Origin of the sequence: Sphingomonas sp. Leaf9, from assembly GCF_001421355.1 — a bacterium.
Lineage (GTDB): Bacteria > Pseudomonadota > Alphaproteobacteria > Sphingomonadales > Sphingomonadaceae > Sphingomonas.
In genome coordinates this window covers 404,928-420,598 of the sequence record NZ_LMKC01000002.1, presented here as the reverse complement: position 1 = coordinate 420,598, position 15,671 = coordinate 404,928, and the positions used below count along the sequence as shown (strand labels likewise).

General features: G+C 64.9%; 10 protein-coding genes, 1 tRNA gene and 3 pseudogenes. 5 read left to right on the top strand and 9 right to left on the bottom strand.

The features are described 5' to 3' along the window. Positions 1-803: 803 nt before the first annotated feature. Positions 804-1,712, bottom strand: coding sequence for an ArdC family protein (locus ASE58_RS06015; RefSeq protein WP_055819557.1), 909 nt, complete (start codon positions 1,710-1,712; stop codon positions 804-806). A 141-nt stretch (positions 1,713-1,853) separates the two neighbouring features. On the opposite strand from ASE58_RS06015, the pseudogene ASE58_RS06010 reads away from it, so the two are divergent. After that, positions 1,854-2,312: pseudogene (locus ASE58_RS06010) on the top strand (IS481 family transposase); the annotation flags it as partial. A gap of 65 nt (positions 2,313-2,377) precedes the next feature. Further along, positions 2,378-3,543 (top strand): IS3 family transposase gene (locus ASE58_RS06000; RefSeq protein WP_156347626.1). Its coding sequence is split into 2 segments (ribosomal slippage): positions 2,378-2,630 and positions 2,630-3,543, totalling 1,167 coding nucleotides; the frame shifts between segments, so codons are not numbered across the junction. A gap of 17 nt (positions 3,544-3,560) precedes the next feature. Here ASE58_RS06000 and ASE58_RS05995 read toward each other — a convergent pair. The 4 genes and pseudogenes from ASE58_RS05995 to ASE58_RS05980 form a co-directional block, all read right to left on the bottom strand. Beyond that, positions 3,561-3,912 (bottom strand): annotated as a pseudogene (locus ASE58_RS05995) (transposase); the annotation flags it as partial. Positions 3,913-3,975: 63 nt separating this feature from the next. After that, the gene (locus ASE58_RS17455) at positions 3,976-5,487 is read right to left on the bottom strand and encodes a site-specific integrase (protein ID WP_162233506.1); all 1,512 of its coding nucleotides are present in this window, start codon (positions 5,485-5,487) and stop codon (positions 3,976-3,978) included. A gap of 33 nt (positions 5,488-5,520) precedes the next feature. Next, positions 5,521-5,688: pseudogene (locus ASE58_RS18550) on the bottom strand (DUF6538 domain-containing protein); the annotation flags it as partial. 103 nt (positions 5,689-5,791) lie between these two features. Further along, positions 5,792-5,866: transfer RNA gene (locus ASE58_RS05980), tRNA-Gln, on the bottom strand. A gap of 137 nt (positions 5,867-6,003) precedes the next feature. Between ASE58_RS05980 and ASE58_RS05975 the strand changes: the two genes are divergently transcribed. Continuing rightward, entirely contained in the window at positions 6,004-6,483 is a 480-nt protein-coding gene (locus ASE58_RS05975; protein ID WP_055818742.1) for a pyridoxamine 5'-phosphate oxidase family protein, read from the top strand. Between the two features lie 55 nt (positions 6,484-6,538). Here the strand turns inward: ASE58_RS05975 and ASE58_RS05970 are convergent, their stop codons facing one another. Beyond that, positions 6,539-7,771 carry a polyhydroxyalkanoate depolymerase gene (locus ASE58_RS05970; RefSeq protein WP_055818739.1) on the bottom strand — a complete coding sequence of 411 codons (1,233 nt, stop codon included), beginning with the start codon at positions 7,769-7,771 and terminating at the stop codon, positions 6,539-6,541. A 217-nt stretch (positions 7,772-7,988) separates the two neighbouring features. On the opposite strand from ASE58_RS05970, the gene ASE58_RS05965 reads away from it, so the two are divergent. After that, positions 7,989-9,779, top strand: coding sequence for an ABC transporter transmembrane domain-containing protein (locus ASE58_RS05965; protein WP_055818736.1), 1,791 nt, complete (start codon positions 7,989-7,991; stop codon positions 9,777-9,779). Positions 9,780-9,961: 182 nt separating this feature from the next. Here ASE58_RS05965 and ASE58_RS05960 read toward each other — a convergent pair whose 3' ends face one another. From ASE58_RS05960 to ASE58_RS05950, 3 genes are all read right to left on the bottom strand, one after another. Then, on the bottom strand, positions 9,962-11,230 hold the full coding sequence (locus tag ASE58_RS05960) for a methyl-accepting chemotaxis protein (protein WP_156347625.1): 1,269 nt from the start codon (positions 11,228-11,230) through the stop codon (positions 9,962-9,964). 97 nt (positions 11,231-11,327) lie between these two features. Beyond that, complete coding sequence (locus ASE58_RS05955) at positions 11,328-12,836, bottom strand: DUF389 domain-containing protein (protein WP_235513506.1); 1,509 nt, start codon at positions 12,834-12,836, stop codon at positions 11,328-11,330. Continuing rightward, complete coding sequence (locus ASE58_RS05950) at positions 12,833-15,067, bottom strand: ribonuclease R family protein (protein ID WP_055819551.1); 2,235 nt, start codon at positions 15,065-15,067, stop codon at positions 12,833-12,835. The genes ASE58_RS05955 and ASE58_RS05950 overlap by 4 nt, the downstream gene beginning before the upstream one ends. Positions 15,068-15,175: 108 nt before the next feature. Here ASE58_RS05950 and ASE58_RS05945 point away from each other — a divergent pair, with 108 nt between their 5' ends. Continuing rightward, positions 15,176-15,631, top strand: coding sequence for a DUF3597 domain-containing protein (locus tag ASE58_RS05945; RefSeq protein ID WP_055818730.1), 456 nt, complete (start codon positions 15,176-15,178; stop codon positions 15,629-15,631). Positions 15,632-15,671: the final 40 nt, after the last annotated feature.

The window sequence follows — 15,671 nt, the reverse complement described above, 5'->3', positions numbered from 1 at the left end:
ATATCATATTGGTATTGGCTAGGTACACAATCCCACTTCGCGGCGTGATTGCTACAGTATGGCCGTAATCAATCAACACGCCTCAGCAGGCTATATTGGTAGGACACCCTTCAGTAGCGGAAGCTTCTCCAAAGCGTCGCAATACCCCATAAATTCGCAGGCAAATGGCTTTTGGCATTGCGACCCCGTACTCGTTACTACCTCAGCACCTTCAACGGCTTGACGGGCCGCAGCGGCGACAGCGCTACGCGTCCTCACATACCTTTTTATGATGCGACTTACGTCGGCATCGACAAACTGGACCTGCTGACCGCAAAATGATGCCAGTCGTACAGATTGGGCAAGGTGGCGAATGATCGCTTTGGAAATCTGCACTCCACAGCCCTGCATGACCCATAACTGCGTTGCCAGGTCCGCAAGGTGATAGGACTTTACCCGTCGCGTCGCCTTGACCTCGATCGCGCGCCAGTAAGCGCCTTCCCCCGGTTCGAGAATGTCGACCCGGACAAGAACCCCCTCGTACTCGAACGTTGCCTCGAAAATGGCTTGGCGCGGTTGTCGCCGCATTAGCTTAGCAGTCCGCTCAATAGCCGCCTGCATATCCGGCTCCCCGGACACCATCACCCCGTCCGGTATGACCGCGGTCGCTTGCCGGCCTACCTCGTGCCCAAACCGAAACCGCTCGAGGGTATCGGAGCTTAATTTTCCAGCTTCTCTGCGGTGGATCTGGAGCCACAATCGGCGAGGACAATGTTCAAAGGCGGCAATCTTTGACTTCGATAACCGCACACTCCTAGGGCTAATCATACTGCCGCCCCGTAAGAAGTAACGACAGGCAGCGGCCGCTCCCCAGATCCGTGCGCCAGACCGCCCAGCTGAATTAGATAATCGGCAGCCTCTTGCGCTTTGCCTGCCGCTGTGAAGATCGCACGTGGGTCTGCGCGAAGAACCCGAAGCCATGACGCAATGTAGGGCGCATGATCGGTTCTAGGCTCCGATGGGAGACCTAACTTGGCGCCTATAAACGCCGCGCCCAGCTCGGCGACAAGCTCCTCCATCGCATAGGCCGCCGATCCGAAGCGTCCCGAAAGATCGCGGTTCAGGCGCGGCTCCGCGCCGGCCCAATGCGTCAGTTCGTGTGCCAGTACCGAGTAATACGCTTTCGCGGAAACGAACCGTCCGAACGACGGCATGGAGATGCTATCATCCTGCGGGTCGTAAAAGGCGACGTCACTGCCATCCCAAATTCGCGCGGGCTGGGCCGCGAAAAACTGCTCTGCCGCCGCTATGCGCTCGCAGTCAGATAACTCCTCATGGATGAGCGGGTCAGCGTTCGTTTGTGCGATGTTAAACACCCAAAACGACCGGGCTAACACTCTCGCAGACGCGTCAGTTGAAGCGCTGTCGTCGCCAGTGGTTTGCGCGGCTGGCTTCCAAAGCAGGACGGTCGTGGCTCGCTCCCCCTGGCGTACCTGGAAGCCCTGCGCGGCCCATTGACGATACGTCGCCCATCTCCCTGAAGCGAAGCCACGCTGCCTTGCCGCGAGCCAAAGAAGCAGAATGTTTATTCCACGATACGGGCGACCACTGATACCGTTCGCTGGGACACTGGTCGAAGCCGTCTTGTGCCATGGCATGACGCATGTCCCGACACCTTCCTCAATAGCATCGATGATCTTGGCGGTAACCTCACCATACAGGGATCTGGTCATGATAAACCTCAACTTCAGAGAAGTGAGTTTCACCTGGTCCGCAACAATAGATACATATGATGCTATAATGGAAAACCCGGCTAGGTGTTTGATCCCAAGGTTTGATGGTGCGATCCTTTCGTTGGATTGGAAGGAAGCCGTATGGGACAGGTACGTCACGGGAGCGCCACGACCACGCACGCCGTCCGAGCAGCAATACAGCGATCGCAAGCTTCGCTCGCGACGCTGAGCCGGGAGCTGGGGATCAACCCCAAGACCGTGGCGAAGTGGCGCAAGAGGACAACCATCGAGGATCTGAAGACCGGGCCGAAGGCCCCTCGTTCAACGACCCTGTCCGAAGCGGAGGAGGCAATGGTTGTGGCGTTCCGACGGCACACACTGCTGCCGCTCGACGATTGCCTCTACACCTTGCAGCCGTCGATCCCGCACCTGACCCGGTCAGCGCTGCACCGCTGCCTGCAACGGCACGGCATCTCCCGCCTGCCGGATATTGAGGGGAGCAAGCCAAAGCGTCAGCGCTTCAAGCGCTACCCGATCGGCTTCTTTCATATCGATATCGCCGAGGTGCAGACCGCCGAAGGCAAACTGTACCTGTTCGTCGTGACGTGACCCCCGTTTTTTCCTCCAGTTGGAGCTAGAGTCCGACCCCGGAAAGGGACGGACAGATGAAGCGGAAGCAGTTTTCGGAAGAGCAGATCATCGGCATCCTGAAGGAGGCCGAGGCTGGTGCGGTGGTGACGGATCTGTGCCGGCGGCACGGGATGTCGAGCGCGACCTATTACGCCTGGAAAGCCAAGTTCGGCGGCTTGGAGGTGTCCGATGCGAAGCGGCTGCGGGCGCTCGAGGAGGAGAACGCCCGGCTCAAGCGACTGCTCGCGGACACGATGCTGGACAACGCAGGTCTGAAGGACCTGCTGGCAAAAAAATGGTGACGCCCGCCGCGAAGCGGGAAGCGGTCGCGCATCTCCAGACGGCGCTGGGGATGAGCGAGCGGCGGGCGTGTGCTGTCGTCGGGGCGGATCGCACGAGCATGCGGTATCGCTCAAGCCGGGCAGATGATGGCGACCTTCGGTCGCGTCTGCGCGAGCTGGCGCAGCAGCGCCGACGGTTCGGCTATCGGCGGTTGCACATCCTGCTGCGGCGGGAGGGCATCACGATCAACCGCAAGAAGACACAGCGGCTTTACCGCGAGGAAGGTCTGACAGTCCGTCGCCGGAAGGGACGAAAGCGCGCCGTCGGCGCGCGGGCACCTGCGCCGGTGCTGGCGCTACCCAACCAGCGCTGGAGCCTGGACTTCGTTCATGATCAGATGGCCACGGGGCGGCGGTTCCGTATCCTCAACATCGTCGACGACGTGACCCGGGAGTGTTTGCGGGCGGTGCTCGACACGTCAATCTCGGGCAAGCGGGTGGTGCGCGAGCTGGGCGACCTGATCGCCGAGCGTGGCGCGCCCAAGATGATCGTCAGCGACAATGGCACCGAGTTGACCTCAAACGCGGTGCTGGCGTGGTCGGGCGATGCCGACGTCGAGTGGCACTATATCGCTCCGGGCAAACCGACGCAGAACGGGTTCGTCGAGAGCTTCAACGGTCGCATGCGCGACGAGCTACTCAATGAGACGCTGTTCTTTACGGTCCGCCAGGCGCGCACGATCCTCGCCCGCTGGGTCGAGGACTACAACACAGAGCGGCCACACTCCTCGCTCGGCTACGCCACACCGGCCGCCTTCGCCGCAGAACTCGAAAAGCAACGGTCGGGTTTAAACCTGACCGTTGCTTCACCCGCGCTCCTGCGCGACAACAACGGTCGGTCTCTGGTCGCAGCTGGATGAAAGGCGGGGGTCACGTCAGTGTTCATGCCGCCGTTCGTGCGGCCGATCAGGCGACCAAGATCCCCTTTTTAACTCGCAGGCTCGATGCCGTGCGGTGTGCCTTCAGGTAAGTCGCGTCGATCATAACCGTCTTTGGCACGGCCTCCGCTGACGCCAGACCCTCCAACATGCGCAGAACGACGCCTCGCTCGCCCCACCGCTTCCAGCGATTGTAGAGCGTCTTGTGCGGGCCATAGTCCCTCGGCGCATCACACCAGCGCAGCCCGTTGCGATTGACGAAGACAATCCCACTCAGAACCCGCCGATCATTAACCCGTGGCTTGCCAGACGCGCCATCTGCTCATCCGTCAGCCAGTATAGCTCGCTCATCCACGGTCTCCTCACGGAGCTGAATCAGATCGCCACGCTCGCATTAATGGGTCCTGACCCTAGTTAAACCGCCTTCACATAGAGGTGGGAAACGTCCACGCCAATGTCTATCTTGTTAATCGCTTGCTCTAGATTTCTGATCGTTAGCCCCTTGGTATATCGGGCGGTTTCGCCAACGGTGGCATGCCCTGTCACTTCATCGATCGTGGGCTCGTCGACGCCGGCTTGCCGCATGAAGGTCGTGGCGCTGTGCCGAAATGAGTGGAAATCTCGGCCCGGCACAAACAATTTCACCTCTTGGCGATAGCGGGTGAACCACTTGGAATAGTTGTGACCCAGCCGGTTGTCCGCACCGCCAGGCTGAAGGTTCGGAAACAGCATCTGGTCTTTTGCGCTGCGACGCTCTTCAACATAATGCAGCAGGCCCATCTGGATCAGTTGGACATGTATCGGTACGCGGCGCACAGCGTTAGCATTCTTGAGCTGCTGGCCATCTCTAGCATTTAGGTCAAAGACCCAAACGCCCTCTTCCTGCCGGACATCCTGCAAACGCAATTGGCAAATCTCTTCCTGGCGCATTCCTGACAACAAGGCAATCAAAGGCAGCCAGAACTTCTCGTCGCGCAATACAAGGTCGCCCGGTTTTGATCGCCGATGCGGCGATTGACAACCGGACCACAAAGGCGTCGCAAGCAAAGCGGCAAGCTGTTCGCGGCTCCAATGTTCCCGCTGATCGCGAGCACGCTTATTGCCAGGAAATTTCCAGTCTGCGAAAATGTTAACTGCTACTTCGCCCCGCTCAAGTGCAGCCGTCCAAAGGGCAGCTAGGGCATTAAAGTGACGCTGGATCGTTCGTGGCGACAAACGCTCCACGCTACGATCACTGGTTTCCGCTACAATCTCCGCGGCGGTTTTGCCACGGTACTCAGCCGCCTTACCGTAGTTTCCGGGTAGATCACTCAACAAGTTCTTGAACGCTGCAGCGTCAGTGCGAGCGAAGCTTGCAAGAGGACGGTCGCCGAAAAACTCTAAGAACAATGCATATGTTTTGCGGGCTTGGAGTGCGGTTTGCTTCTCCCAAACACCACGTCGCAATTGAGTCTCGCGAAAACGGTCAGCTTCTACAGAGAACGGCTCACCGACGGTTGATGACGGTTGGGGTTGTGGTTGGGCTGTATGTGAATGAGCGGCAGGCCGCTCAGCCAAAGCCGCAATTAACAGCTTGTCCCGTGGTTCATAGTTGAAGTCGCCCTCTGAGCGCGCCCGCAGTGTTTCTGCGATCTCAATGCCTGCGCGCAACAATGCCTGGCCAGCCCTTCGCGCGCTAAGCTTTTCAACGGAGACATCCTGCCCAAAGCGACGAGCAAGCATGACAGCGGTTATCTGGCGCACTGAGCCGAAAGCATTGCTCGCAAGGTCGATCCTGCTGCGCTCGGCTAGCTGCCGGTACTGTTCGGCTCGGTGCTCGCGAAAAGCATCAGGGCCATCACTCATGAGACGCTGGTTGTCGTCCTGGCGCAGGATTTCCGCGTAGAAGTCTTTCACCAGCCCCGCGATGTCCTCATCGCTCAGCATCGGATCACACTCCATGACACAGAACAGTTCCTCCGACCGCAGATAGAGGCAGCGAGACAGCGTTCGCGCGAAGCCTGCTTCGTGCGTGTGAAGGCTGCATGTCAACTCAGAGCGGCCCAGACGCTCCCGTAGTGTCAGCGGAACGGCACGACGAAAGTGGTACACACCACCGCGCCTGACCGTATTCGGGATGCCTCCCATAGCCTCAAAGCTCCGGCTTTGTAGCAGGGCTCTGTAGCAAAACCCCACCAACGTTCCGGTACCGCCCGCAAAACCATGCAGAATCAGTTGCTTGGAGGAAAGTTGGCTGGGGCGGCAGGATTCGAACCTACGAATGCCGGTACCAAAAACCGGTGCCTTACCGCTTGGCGACGCCCCAGCGACCGCGGCTTGCGCGGTGGAGGGACGCACTAGGGGGAACTGCCGGGATTCGCAATGGGGTTTGCGTCCGTTGGGGGTGGGAAACCTGACGCCGCTGGGTCGTTGGGGCAGGGCATAGCCCAGGAAGGAATATCCATGTCGACCAAGAGCCCAGACGAAATCCGCGACGCCATGTGGAAGGCGATGGCGGCCAGCCCGTACGTGATGCTGGGCCTGACCGGGAAGGACCAGCACAGCGAGCCGATGTACGCCGTGCTGGACGAGGACGCGCACAGCGAATTCTGGTTCTATACCAAGCGGGACAATCGCGCCGCGTCGGGTGGCCCGGCGATGGTGCAGTTCGTGGCCAAGGGCCATGACCTGTTCGCCTGCATCCGCGGCACGTTGACCGAGGAAACCGATCCGGCGATCATCGACAAATACTGGTCGAAGCCGGTCGAGGCATGGTTCGAACATGGCCGGCAGGACCCGGCGCTGATGATGCTGCGCTTCGACCTCGACAATGCCGAGGTGTGGGACACCGATCAGTCGCTGCTCGGCAAGCTGAAGATGTTCACCGGCCAGACCATCCGCAGCAGCGACGAAGCGGGCAGCCACGCGGTCGTCGACGTCTGAACGCAACAAGGGCGGGGGTTTGCGCCCCCGCCCTTTCCGTGTTGTCGCCAGCCGATCAGCCGTTGTGGGTGGCGATCCATTCCTCCAGCACCGGCGCGATGCGGGTCCGCCATTTCGACCCGTTGAAGATGCCGTAATGGCCGACTTCGGGCGCCATGTGATACTGCTTCATCGCATCGGGCAGCGCCGTCGCCAGCGTCAGCGCGGCGCGGGTCTGTCCCACGCCCGAGATATCGTCACGCTCGCCCTCGATCGCCAGGATCGCGGTGTCAGTGATCGCGCCCGGATCGACCGCGCGACCGCGATGCTTCATCGTGCCTTCGGGTAGCGCGTGGGTCTGGAACACCAGATCGATCGTCTGGAGATAGAATTCGGCGGTCATGTCGCACACCGCGCGATATTCGTCGTAGAAGCGCTGGGTCGATCCGGCACCCTCGCCATCGCCCTGCACCAGATGCTTGAACATCTCGTAATGCGAAATCATGTGGCTGCCCAGATTCATGCTCATGAACCCGGCGAGCTGCAGGAAGCCCGGATAGACGCGGCGGCCCGCCCCCGGATAGGTCATCGGCACGGTCGCGATGACATTCTGTTCAAACCACGCATGCGGACGCTGCGTCGCCAGCGTGTTGACGGCGGTCGGTGCCTCGCGCGTGTCGATCGGCCCGCCCATCATGGTCAGCGTGCGCGGACGGTTGGGATGCTGGTCCGCCCCCATCAGCGCGGTCGCGGCATAGACCGGGACCGAGGGCTGGCACACCGCCAGCACATGCGCGCGGGCGTCGCCCGTCTCACCGATCTTTTCGAGGAAGGCGACGACATAATCGATATAGTCGTCGAGGTCGAAGCGACCATCCGCGACCGGCACCAGCTTCGCATCGCGCCAGTCGGTGATGTAGACATCGGCGAAGGGCAGCATCCGTTCGACCGTGCCGCGCAACAGCGTCGCATAATGGCCGCTCATCGGCGCGACGATCAGCAGCTTCGGGCCGTTTTCCACCCCTTCGCGGACAAAGCGCTTGAGCTGTCCGAACGGGCGGCGCAGCACGATTTCCTCGCGCACCGCCACCGGCTGGCCATTGATCGTCGTGCCGGTCAGCCCGAACCCCGGCTTGCCGCGCGGCGCGGCGGCGTGGGCGAAGACCTGCAACGCCGATCCCAGCACCGGACCCCCGCCGAAATAGGCGAACGGGTTGCTGGGGTTCTGCAACAGCCCCGCCCCGAAATTCGCCATCGCGCTGGCACCCGCCAACAACGAGCGTTGCCATTCATATGCGTCGTACAACATGGGCATCCCCGGACCTTCTCTGACGGGAACTACCCGTACCAGTGAAAATATAGCGATTCGTTGCCATCGGCAACGCTTCGAACGTCGTACGCCAAACCTGTCCGTGCGCTGAAAGCGCAACTGCGGACACACCCTCGCGTCCTTCGATACGTTCAAGCAACGAACGCGGTCGGAGGTTCCCTTTGCGGTCGCTCGCCGCACAGGCTAGGCAGCGCGCATGGCCGACACGCCCCCCGCTCCTGCCCCTGGCCCCGATCGCGCAAAGATGCTGCCGGCACTCCGGCTCGTCTGGCGCTTCACCTTTCGCTACAAGCTGCAACTGATCGGCGCGCTGGTATCGCTGGTCACCGCCGCGGTCGCGACATTGTGGATTCCGCGCACCTTTCAGAAGGTCGTCGACAACGGGTTCGCCGAAGGGGCGAGCGTCGATGGCATCGCGGTCTATTTCGAAGGGCTGCTGGGCGTCGTCGTCGTGCTGGCGATCGCGACCGCCGGGCGATTCTATTTCGTGTCATGGCTGGGCGAGCGCACCGTCGCTGACCTGCGCATGGCGGTGCATCGCAACCTGCTGACCCTTTCGCCCGGCTGGTTCGAGGAGAACCGCCCGTCGGAAATCGCGTCGCGCCTGACCGCCGACACCGCGATCGTCGAGGGGATCGTCAGCACCACGGTATCGGTTGCGCTGCGCAACCTGCTGGTCGGGGTCGGCGGGGTGATCTATCTGTTCAGCCTGCAACCCAAGCTGACACTCTACCTGATCGTCGGCATCCCGGTGATCGTGTTCCCGATCATGTGGCTGGGCGGGCGGGTGCGCAAATTGTCGCGATCCAGCCAGGACCGGATTGCCGATATCGGGTCGGTCGCGTCGGAAACGCTGGGCGCGATGAAGATCGTGCAGGCATTCGGACAGGAGGGGCGCGAGGGCGACCGGTTCGAAGCCGCCGTCGATCGCGGCTTCGCCACCGCCAAGAAGCGGTTCGCGACGCGCGCGATCATGACCGCGTTCGTCATCGGCATGTTGTTCGCCGCGATCACGCTCATCATGTGGGATGCGGTCAGCGACGTCGCGGCGGGGCGGACGACCGGCGGCGCGATCACCGCGTTCGTGCTGACCGCCGCGCTGGTCACCGGATCGTTCGGCGCGCTGACCGAAGTCTATGGCGACCTGCTGCGCGCATCGGGTGCCGCCGGGCGGCTGGCCGACCTGTTGGCGCAGCGCCCGACCATCGCCGCGCCGGCAAACCCGGTGGCGTTGCCTGACCCTGCGCGCGGCGCGGTGGCGTTCGACGGCGTGACCTTCCATTATCCGACCCGGCCCGAAGTCGCCGCGCTCAGCGACTTCACGCTGGCTGTGACGCCGGGGGAAACGGTAGCGGTCGTCGGCCCGTCGGGTGCGGGCAAGTCGACCCTGTTCCAGCTGATCCAGCGCTTCTACGACCCCGAAGCCGGGCATATCGCAGTCGATGGCGTCGATGTTCGCGATGCCGATCCGGCGGTGGTGCGCGCACGTATCGCGATGGTCCCGCAGGAAACGGTAATCTTCGCCGCGTCGGCCCGCGACAATCTGCGCTATGGCCGCTGGGACGCGACCGACGAGCAGCTGTGGGCTGCCGCCGATGCCGCCAATGCCAGCGCGTTCCTGCGCGAATTGCCGCAGGGGCTGGACACCTATCTGGGCGAGGGCGGTGCGCGGTTGTCGGGTGGACAGCGGCAGCGGGTAGCGATCGCCCGCGCGCTGCTGCGCGACGCCCCGATCCTGCTGCTGGACGAAGCGACCTCGGCGCTGGATGCGGAGAGTGAGCGGCTGGTGCAGGATGCGCTCGACCGGCTGATGGCGAACCGCACCACGCTGGTCATCGCCCACCGGCTGGCAACGGTGCGCGCGGCGTCGCGGATCATCGTGATGGAACAGGGCCGGATCGTCGAGAGCGGGCGCCATGCCGAACTGATCGTGCAGGGCGGGTTGTACGCACGGCTGGCGAACCTGCAGTTTCACGAGGCGGGTTGAGGGAGACGGACGTCAGGGCGTCACCCCGGGCTTGACCCGGGGTCGCGCTTTCTTTCCGGCGGTCGAGAAGAAGCGGGACCCCGGATCAAGTCCGGGGTGACGGTGGGTTTGGTGGTCGGCCTCCCCTCCCCCTTCGGTTCGAGCAGCTACGAGCAAACGGAGTGGACGGGAGGAGTCCCCCCTCACGCCACCGCCGATACCAGTTCGCTCGCCCGGCCCTGCAACTGCCGGCTAAGGCCCGACAGCCCGTCGACCAGCCGGGCAAGCATGCCTGCGCGGTCGCCGATGCTGTCCGCCGCCGTGGCGATGGCCCCGACACGGGCGTCGATATCGGCGCCTGCCCCGCGCGCCTCCTCGACCCGATCGGCAATCGCCTGAGTCGTCGTGCGCTCGGCGGCGACCGCCGTGCCGATCGTCGTGGTGATCCGCCCGATCGCGGCGATGGCGTTCTGCACCGCGCTCTGCCCCTGCCCGACATCGCCCAGCAGCGCGTGCACCGCATCGACCCGGCGCGCGATATCGCCCGCCGCCGCCTCGGTCTGGCGCGCCAGCATCTTCACCTCGCCCGCGACGACCGCAAAGCCGGTGCCCGCCGATCCGGCGCGCGCCGCCTCGATCCCTGCATTCAGCGCCAGCAGGTTGGTTTGTTTCGCCAGCCCGCGGATCAGCGCCAGCATCTCCTCGATCGTGGTGGCGACGTCGGAGAGCGAGCGGACCTGCGTACCGGTGCGCTCGACTACCGCGCTCGCCTGTTCGCGCAGGCGCAGCGCCTCGTCCGCATCGCGGGTGATGCGTTCGATCGACAGTGCCAGCGCGCGGCCGCGTTGTTCGAGGTCGACCATGCCGACCGCCGTCTGGTGCGCGGCGGCGGCGACCGACGCGGCGCTGCCATGGGTCGCGGTGGCACGCTGGTCCAGCTCGCTCGCAACCCGGTCGATTGCGGTGCAGGCGGTGGCGATATCGCCCGCCAGCGCACTGATCCCGGCTTCGAACGTATTAGCGGCGGCGTGGACCCGCTGCGACCGGGCCTCGGCCAGCGCCGATGCATCGCCGTGCCAGCGGCTGGCCATGCGCAGCAGCTGCACCGGGTCGAGTAGCGCGAAGAACACCCCCCGCTGCACCAGCACCACGCCATTGTCGCCATGCATCGCCAGCAGGTCGGGCAGCGGCGTGTCGTGATCGGCGATGGTCGCGGGACGGATCAGCCCGGCGGTGCCGCTACTGAAGCTGGGGTTGCGCAGCAGTGCGTGGCCATAGGGATTGAACAGCAGTTCGCGGACATCGACCTCGCGCAGCACCCCGACGGGTTGCCGCCGGTCGTCGAGCACGACCAGCAGCCGCAGGTCGTGGTGCCGCCGAAACCGGTCGACGACCGCCGTCAGCGTCGCATCCTGCGCGATCGTCAGGTGATCGGCCATCACGGCAGGGTCGAGGCGGAGGTGGGAAACCATCGGCCGCGAGGGTTAGGGGCGGGAGGGTAAACCAGCGGCTAACCGGGCGTGACACCTGCATTACAGTTATAATTTATCGCCGTAACAATCGGCGATCTCAGCGGGCGGCGGGGGCCGGCGACGGCTCCCATGCCAGCGAGAGATTTCCCGGCGCCGGCCCGGCCACCGCCCGGCCGCCGCGCGCGCCGATCCCCTCGACCAGCGCGGTACGCTGCACGGTCGCCCCGCCGCGCACCACGATCCCCCGCGCCAGCCGCGCCGACAGCCAGGCCGCATCGTCCAGCGCCCGGCCGTCGGCCACGCCACCAGCATAGGCGATCTGCGGCGGGACATCGCCCGCGACCGGCGGCACGACCTCCACCTGCCAGCCCGGCGCGGCGGCACGGGCCCGCGCCTCGATCGCGCGATAGCCGCTGGGCGGCAGGCCGGGCAGTTCGGCGGCGACTGCGCGGACGCTGCGACTGGCGTCGTCGACCTGCATCGCATCGGCCGCCGCGCCGGTCACCAGCGCGACCTGTGCCATGATCCGCTCGCGCACCGGGCCAAAGGTCGCGCCGGGGCGTTCGTTGACCTTCGCGATCTGCTGCGCCTCGGTCGCCTGCTGGTCCATCGAGCTGCGAATCTGGTCGACATGCAGGTCCAGCCGCCGCCCCAGTCGCTCACCCAGCCCTGCGGCGAGTGCGCCGTCCGCCTTCGGGTCGAGCTTCGGCGTCAGCACCACCGCCCGCACCCGCACGGCGCTCCGGTCATAGGTGATCTCCAGCTGGCTGAGGCGCGCTTCATCGGGAAAGCGCGACAGGATGGCGCTGCGCACCTGACGCTGTGCCACCGATTCGAACGCGATCTGGCGCAGCGCGGCGGCCAGCGGGACCGCCAGTGCCAGCATCGCGCCGACGAACAGCACGACCTGGAACGTCGTGTTGCGCGGCGTCAAATGCCGGCCGAACCCATAGATGCGCGCCATCGCGGCAGCGGTCAGCGCGATGGTGATCAGGTTGGTGAAGAACAGCAGCAACGCGCCGCCCGCCACGGTCGCATTATGGGTAGCGATGCCGAAGCCGACGACGCAGAGCGGCGGCATCAGCGCGATGGCGATGGCGACGCCGACTACGGTCGCCCCCCTGCCCCGGATCAGCGCATAGGCCCCGGCGATGGCGGAGAGGAACGCAACCAGCAGGTCGAACAGCGTCGGGCGGGTGCGCCCGGCAATCTCGGTCGTGATCGTCTGGATCGGCGACAGCGCGACCAGCGCGGCGGACAGTCCCACCGCCAGCCCCGCGCCGATCGCCAGCGCGATCAGCGATTTGCGGATATCGGGCACGTCCAGCACCGCGATGCCGAAGCCCAAACCGATGATCGGCATCATCAGCGGCGATATCAGCATCGCCCCGATCAGCACCGCGACCGACGGCATCAACAGCCCGAGCAACGACAGCGCCATCGACAGCACGATCATCAACCCATAGCGCGCCGACCAGCCCGATTCCTCGGCCACCTGCCGCAGCACCGCGTCATGGTCGACCGATCCGATGACGTTGATCCGCCACCACCGGCGGAACCGCCCGCGCCGGCTGCGCGGGGTCATGTCCCGCACCGCCACGGTCATCGCTTGCGCCCGTTGTGCCTGATATTCGCCGGGCGACCACGCCGCTTCAGCACGCGCGGCGGCGGTCCCTTGCGCCGGTCGCTCCCCGCCGATCCCTTGCCATCAGGCAGTTCGAAGCGCAGCGCGCCCGACACCGGGTTCGCCTCCGCCAGCCGCAATTGCAGCCGTTGCCCGGCGGCGAACGTCTCGCCGCTCTGGTCACCGATCAGCGACTGCGAGCTTTCGTCGAAGCGGAAATATTCCGTGCCAAGGTCGCGCGCCGGGACAAGGCCGTCACCGCCCACGCCATCAATCGTCGCAAAGAAGCCGAACGACGCCACGCCGGTGATCCGCGCGTCCATCACCGTGCCGACATGTTCGGCCAGATAGGCGGCGACATAGCGGTCGACGGTTTCCCGCTCCGCCTCCATCGCGCGACGTTCGAGGCCGCTGATCGCCTCTCCCACGCGCTCCATGTTCGCCGCATCCTCGGCCGGGAGCGCGCCTTCGCCCAGGCCATAGCTGCCGACCAGCGAACGGTGGACGATCAGGTCGGCATAGCGGCGGATCGGCGAGGTGAAGTGGGCATAGCTGCCCAGCCCCAGCCCGAAATGGCCATGGTTCTGCGGGCCGTAAAAGGCCTGCGTCTGGGTGCGCAGGATCTGCTCCATCACCTGCGGCCGGAAATCGGCCTCACCGATCCGTGCGAGAATATGGTTGAACGTCGCCGGGCGGACGACCTGCCCCAGCGCGAACGGCACGTCGAAGGTTTCGAGATAATCCTTCAGCGCCACCAGCTTTTCGCGCGTCGGCGGTTCGTGGACACGGTACATGACCGGGGCCTTCTTCGCCTCCAGCGCCTTCGCCGCCGCGACGTTGGCGGCGATCATGTAATCCTCGATCAGCCGCATCGAATCCAGCCGCTCGCGCGGCGCGACCGACAGGATGCGCCCCTTGTCATCCAGCACGATCCGCCGTTCGGGCAGGTCGAGGTCGAGCGGCTCGCGCTTGGCCCGCGCCTTCGCCAGCGCCGCCCAGCATTGCCACAGGGGCTTCAGCGCATGGTCGACCAGTTCGGCCGGAACCGGCGCGCCCTCCACGCCATCGATCGCGGCCTGCGCGTGTTCATAGGCGATGTTCGCCACGACACGGATTACCGCGCGGGTAAAGCGCCACGCCTTGAGCGTGCCGTCCTTCGCGATGGTCAGGTGACAGACCAGCGCCGCGCGGTCCTGCCCGGCCTTCAGCGAACACACGTCCGCCGATAGGATTTCGGGCAGCATCGGCACCACCCGATCGGGGAAATACACGCTGTTGCCGCGCGACCGCGCCGATTTGTCGAGCTCGGAGCCGGGGCGGACATAGAAGGATACGTCGGCGATGGCGACGATCGCCTGCCAGCCGCCGTCGTTATCGGCGCTGTCGTCGGCCTTTGCCCAGACGGCATCGTCATGGTCGCGCGCGTCGATCGGGTCGATCGCGACGATCGGCAGGTGGCGCAGGTCCTCGCGGTCCTTGACCGGATAGCCCGCGACCTTGAGCGCCTCGGCCAGCACGTCCTCCGAAAACACGTCGGGAATGCCGTGCTTGTAGATCGCGATCAGCGAGAAGCTGCGCGCCTCGAACGGATCGCCCAGCCGTTCGACCACCCGCGCGGTAATGCGGGGCGGCCGGCCGGCCATCTCGGCCAGCACCAGGTCGCCGGGTGCCGCTCCGCCGGCATCCGACACCGGCACCTCGCGCCGCTCCTTCTTGTCGACGCCTTGCAGCCAGAGCTTGTCACCCTCGGCGCGCAGCACGCCCAACACCGCTTCGGCCGCACGGTCGAGCTTCTTCATCGGGTAGGCGGCCCAGCCGGCACCCGCCTCTTCGGTCCGGGCAAGGATGCGGTCGCCGATGCCCAGCGCACTGCGCCGGCTGCGCTCGCGCACCCGGACCTTGGGCGGCGGCGTCGCCGCTTCCCAGCGTTCGGGCACTGCCCACACATTGCCGCCGTCATCGACATCGGCGACGCGCAGCACCGTCACCTTGGGCAACCCACCCATCTTGTGAAAGGCGCGGCCGGGCGCGCTGTCGATCAGCCCCTCATCGGCCATGTCCTTCAGCAGCGCCTTCAACGAAATCTTCTGCTGCGCCGACAGGCCGAAGGCGCGGGCGATCTCGCGCTTGCCCGCCGGGGTGTCCGACGACTGGATGAAATCGAGAATCTGCTCACGCGTGGGCAGGCCGGGCGGCGTTTTGGTGCGTACCATCGGCCATGACATATAGCGCCCTGCCCGTCAGACCAATGGCGTATCGTCGGGGAGCCGATCCGGTTTCCGCCCGTTCAGAGCGTCAGACACTTCCGAAGGGAGACGACCATGGGCATTTTCGAACGCATCAAGACGCAGATTTTCGGCAAGGACGGCGGGCCGTTCGGCGACAATTATTTCGGGCACAAGAAGGACGCCCCGGCCCCGCAGCCGACGCCCACGCCCGCACCGGCGCAGCAGGCCCCGGCACCCGCCCCGGCCGCTCCTGCACCAGTTGCGCCCGCTGCACCGGCCGCGCCGCAGCCGGTCGACCCGATGACCGCAATCGAGCGCATCGCCCAGCAAAAGGGCAATCCCCCGCTCAACTGGCGCACGTCGATCGTCGACCTGATGAAGCTGCTCGACCTCGATTCCAGCCTCGACAACCGCAAGGAGCTGGCGACCGAACTGGGCTATACCGGCGCCAAGGACGGTAGTGCCGAGATGAATATCTGGCTGCACCGCGCGGTATTGCAGGAACTTGGCAAGGCCGGTGGGCAGGTTCCGGGCAGTTTGAAGGATTGAGGGTAGTCGGGCCGCTCCATCGTGGCCGTACCCCGGCGGA

Bases quoted from the DNA above. Each gene is read 5' to 3' on its own strand.
- ASE58_RS05960 (WP_156347625.1), bottom strand. From the start codon at position 11,230: ATGGTTTCCCACCTCCGCCTCGACCCTGCCGTGATGGCCGATCACCTG.
- ASE58_RS05975 (WP_055818742.1), top strand. From the start codon at position 6,004: ATGTCGACCAAGAGCCCAGACGAAATCCGCGACGCCATGTGGAAGGCG.
- ASE58_RS05950 (WP_055819551.1), bottom strand. From the start codon at position 15,067: ATGGTACGCACCAAAACGCCGCCCGGCCTGCCCACGCGTGAGCAGATT.
- ASE58_RS05965 (WP_055818736.1), top strand. From the start codon at position 7,989: ATGGCCGACACGCCCCCCGCTCCTGCCCCTGGCCCCGATCGCGCAAAG.
- ASE58_RS05945 (WP_055818730.1), top strand. From the start codon at position 15,176: ATGGGCATTTTCGAACGCATCAAGACGCAGATTTTCGGCAAGGACGGC.
- ASE58_RS05955 (WP_235513506.1), bottom strand. From the start codon at position 12,836: ATGACCGTGGCGGTGCGGGACATGACCCCGCGCAGCCGGCGCGGGCGG.
- ASE58_RS06015 (WP_055819557.1), bottom strand. From the start codon at position 1,712: ATGACCAGATCCCTGTATGGTGAGGTTACCGCCAAGATCATCGATGCT.
- ASE58_RS05970 (WP_055818739.1), bottom strand. From the start codon at position 7,771: ATGTTGTACGACGCATATGAATGGCAACGCTCGTTGTTGGCGGGTGCC.
- ASE58_RS17455 (WP_162233506.1), bottom strand. From the start codon at position 5,487: ATGCTGAGCGATGAGGACATCGCGGGGCTGGTGAAAGACTTCTACGCG.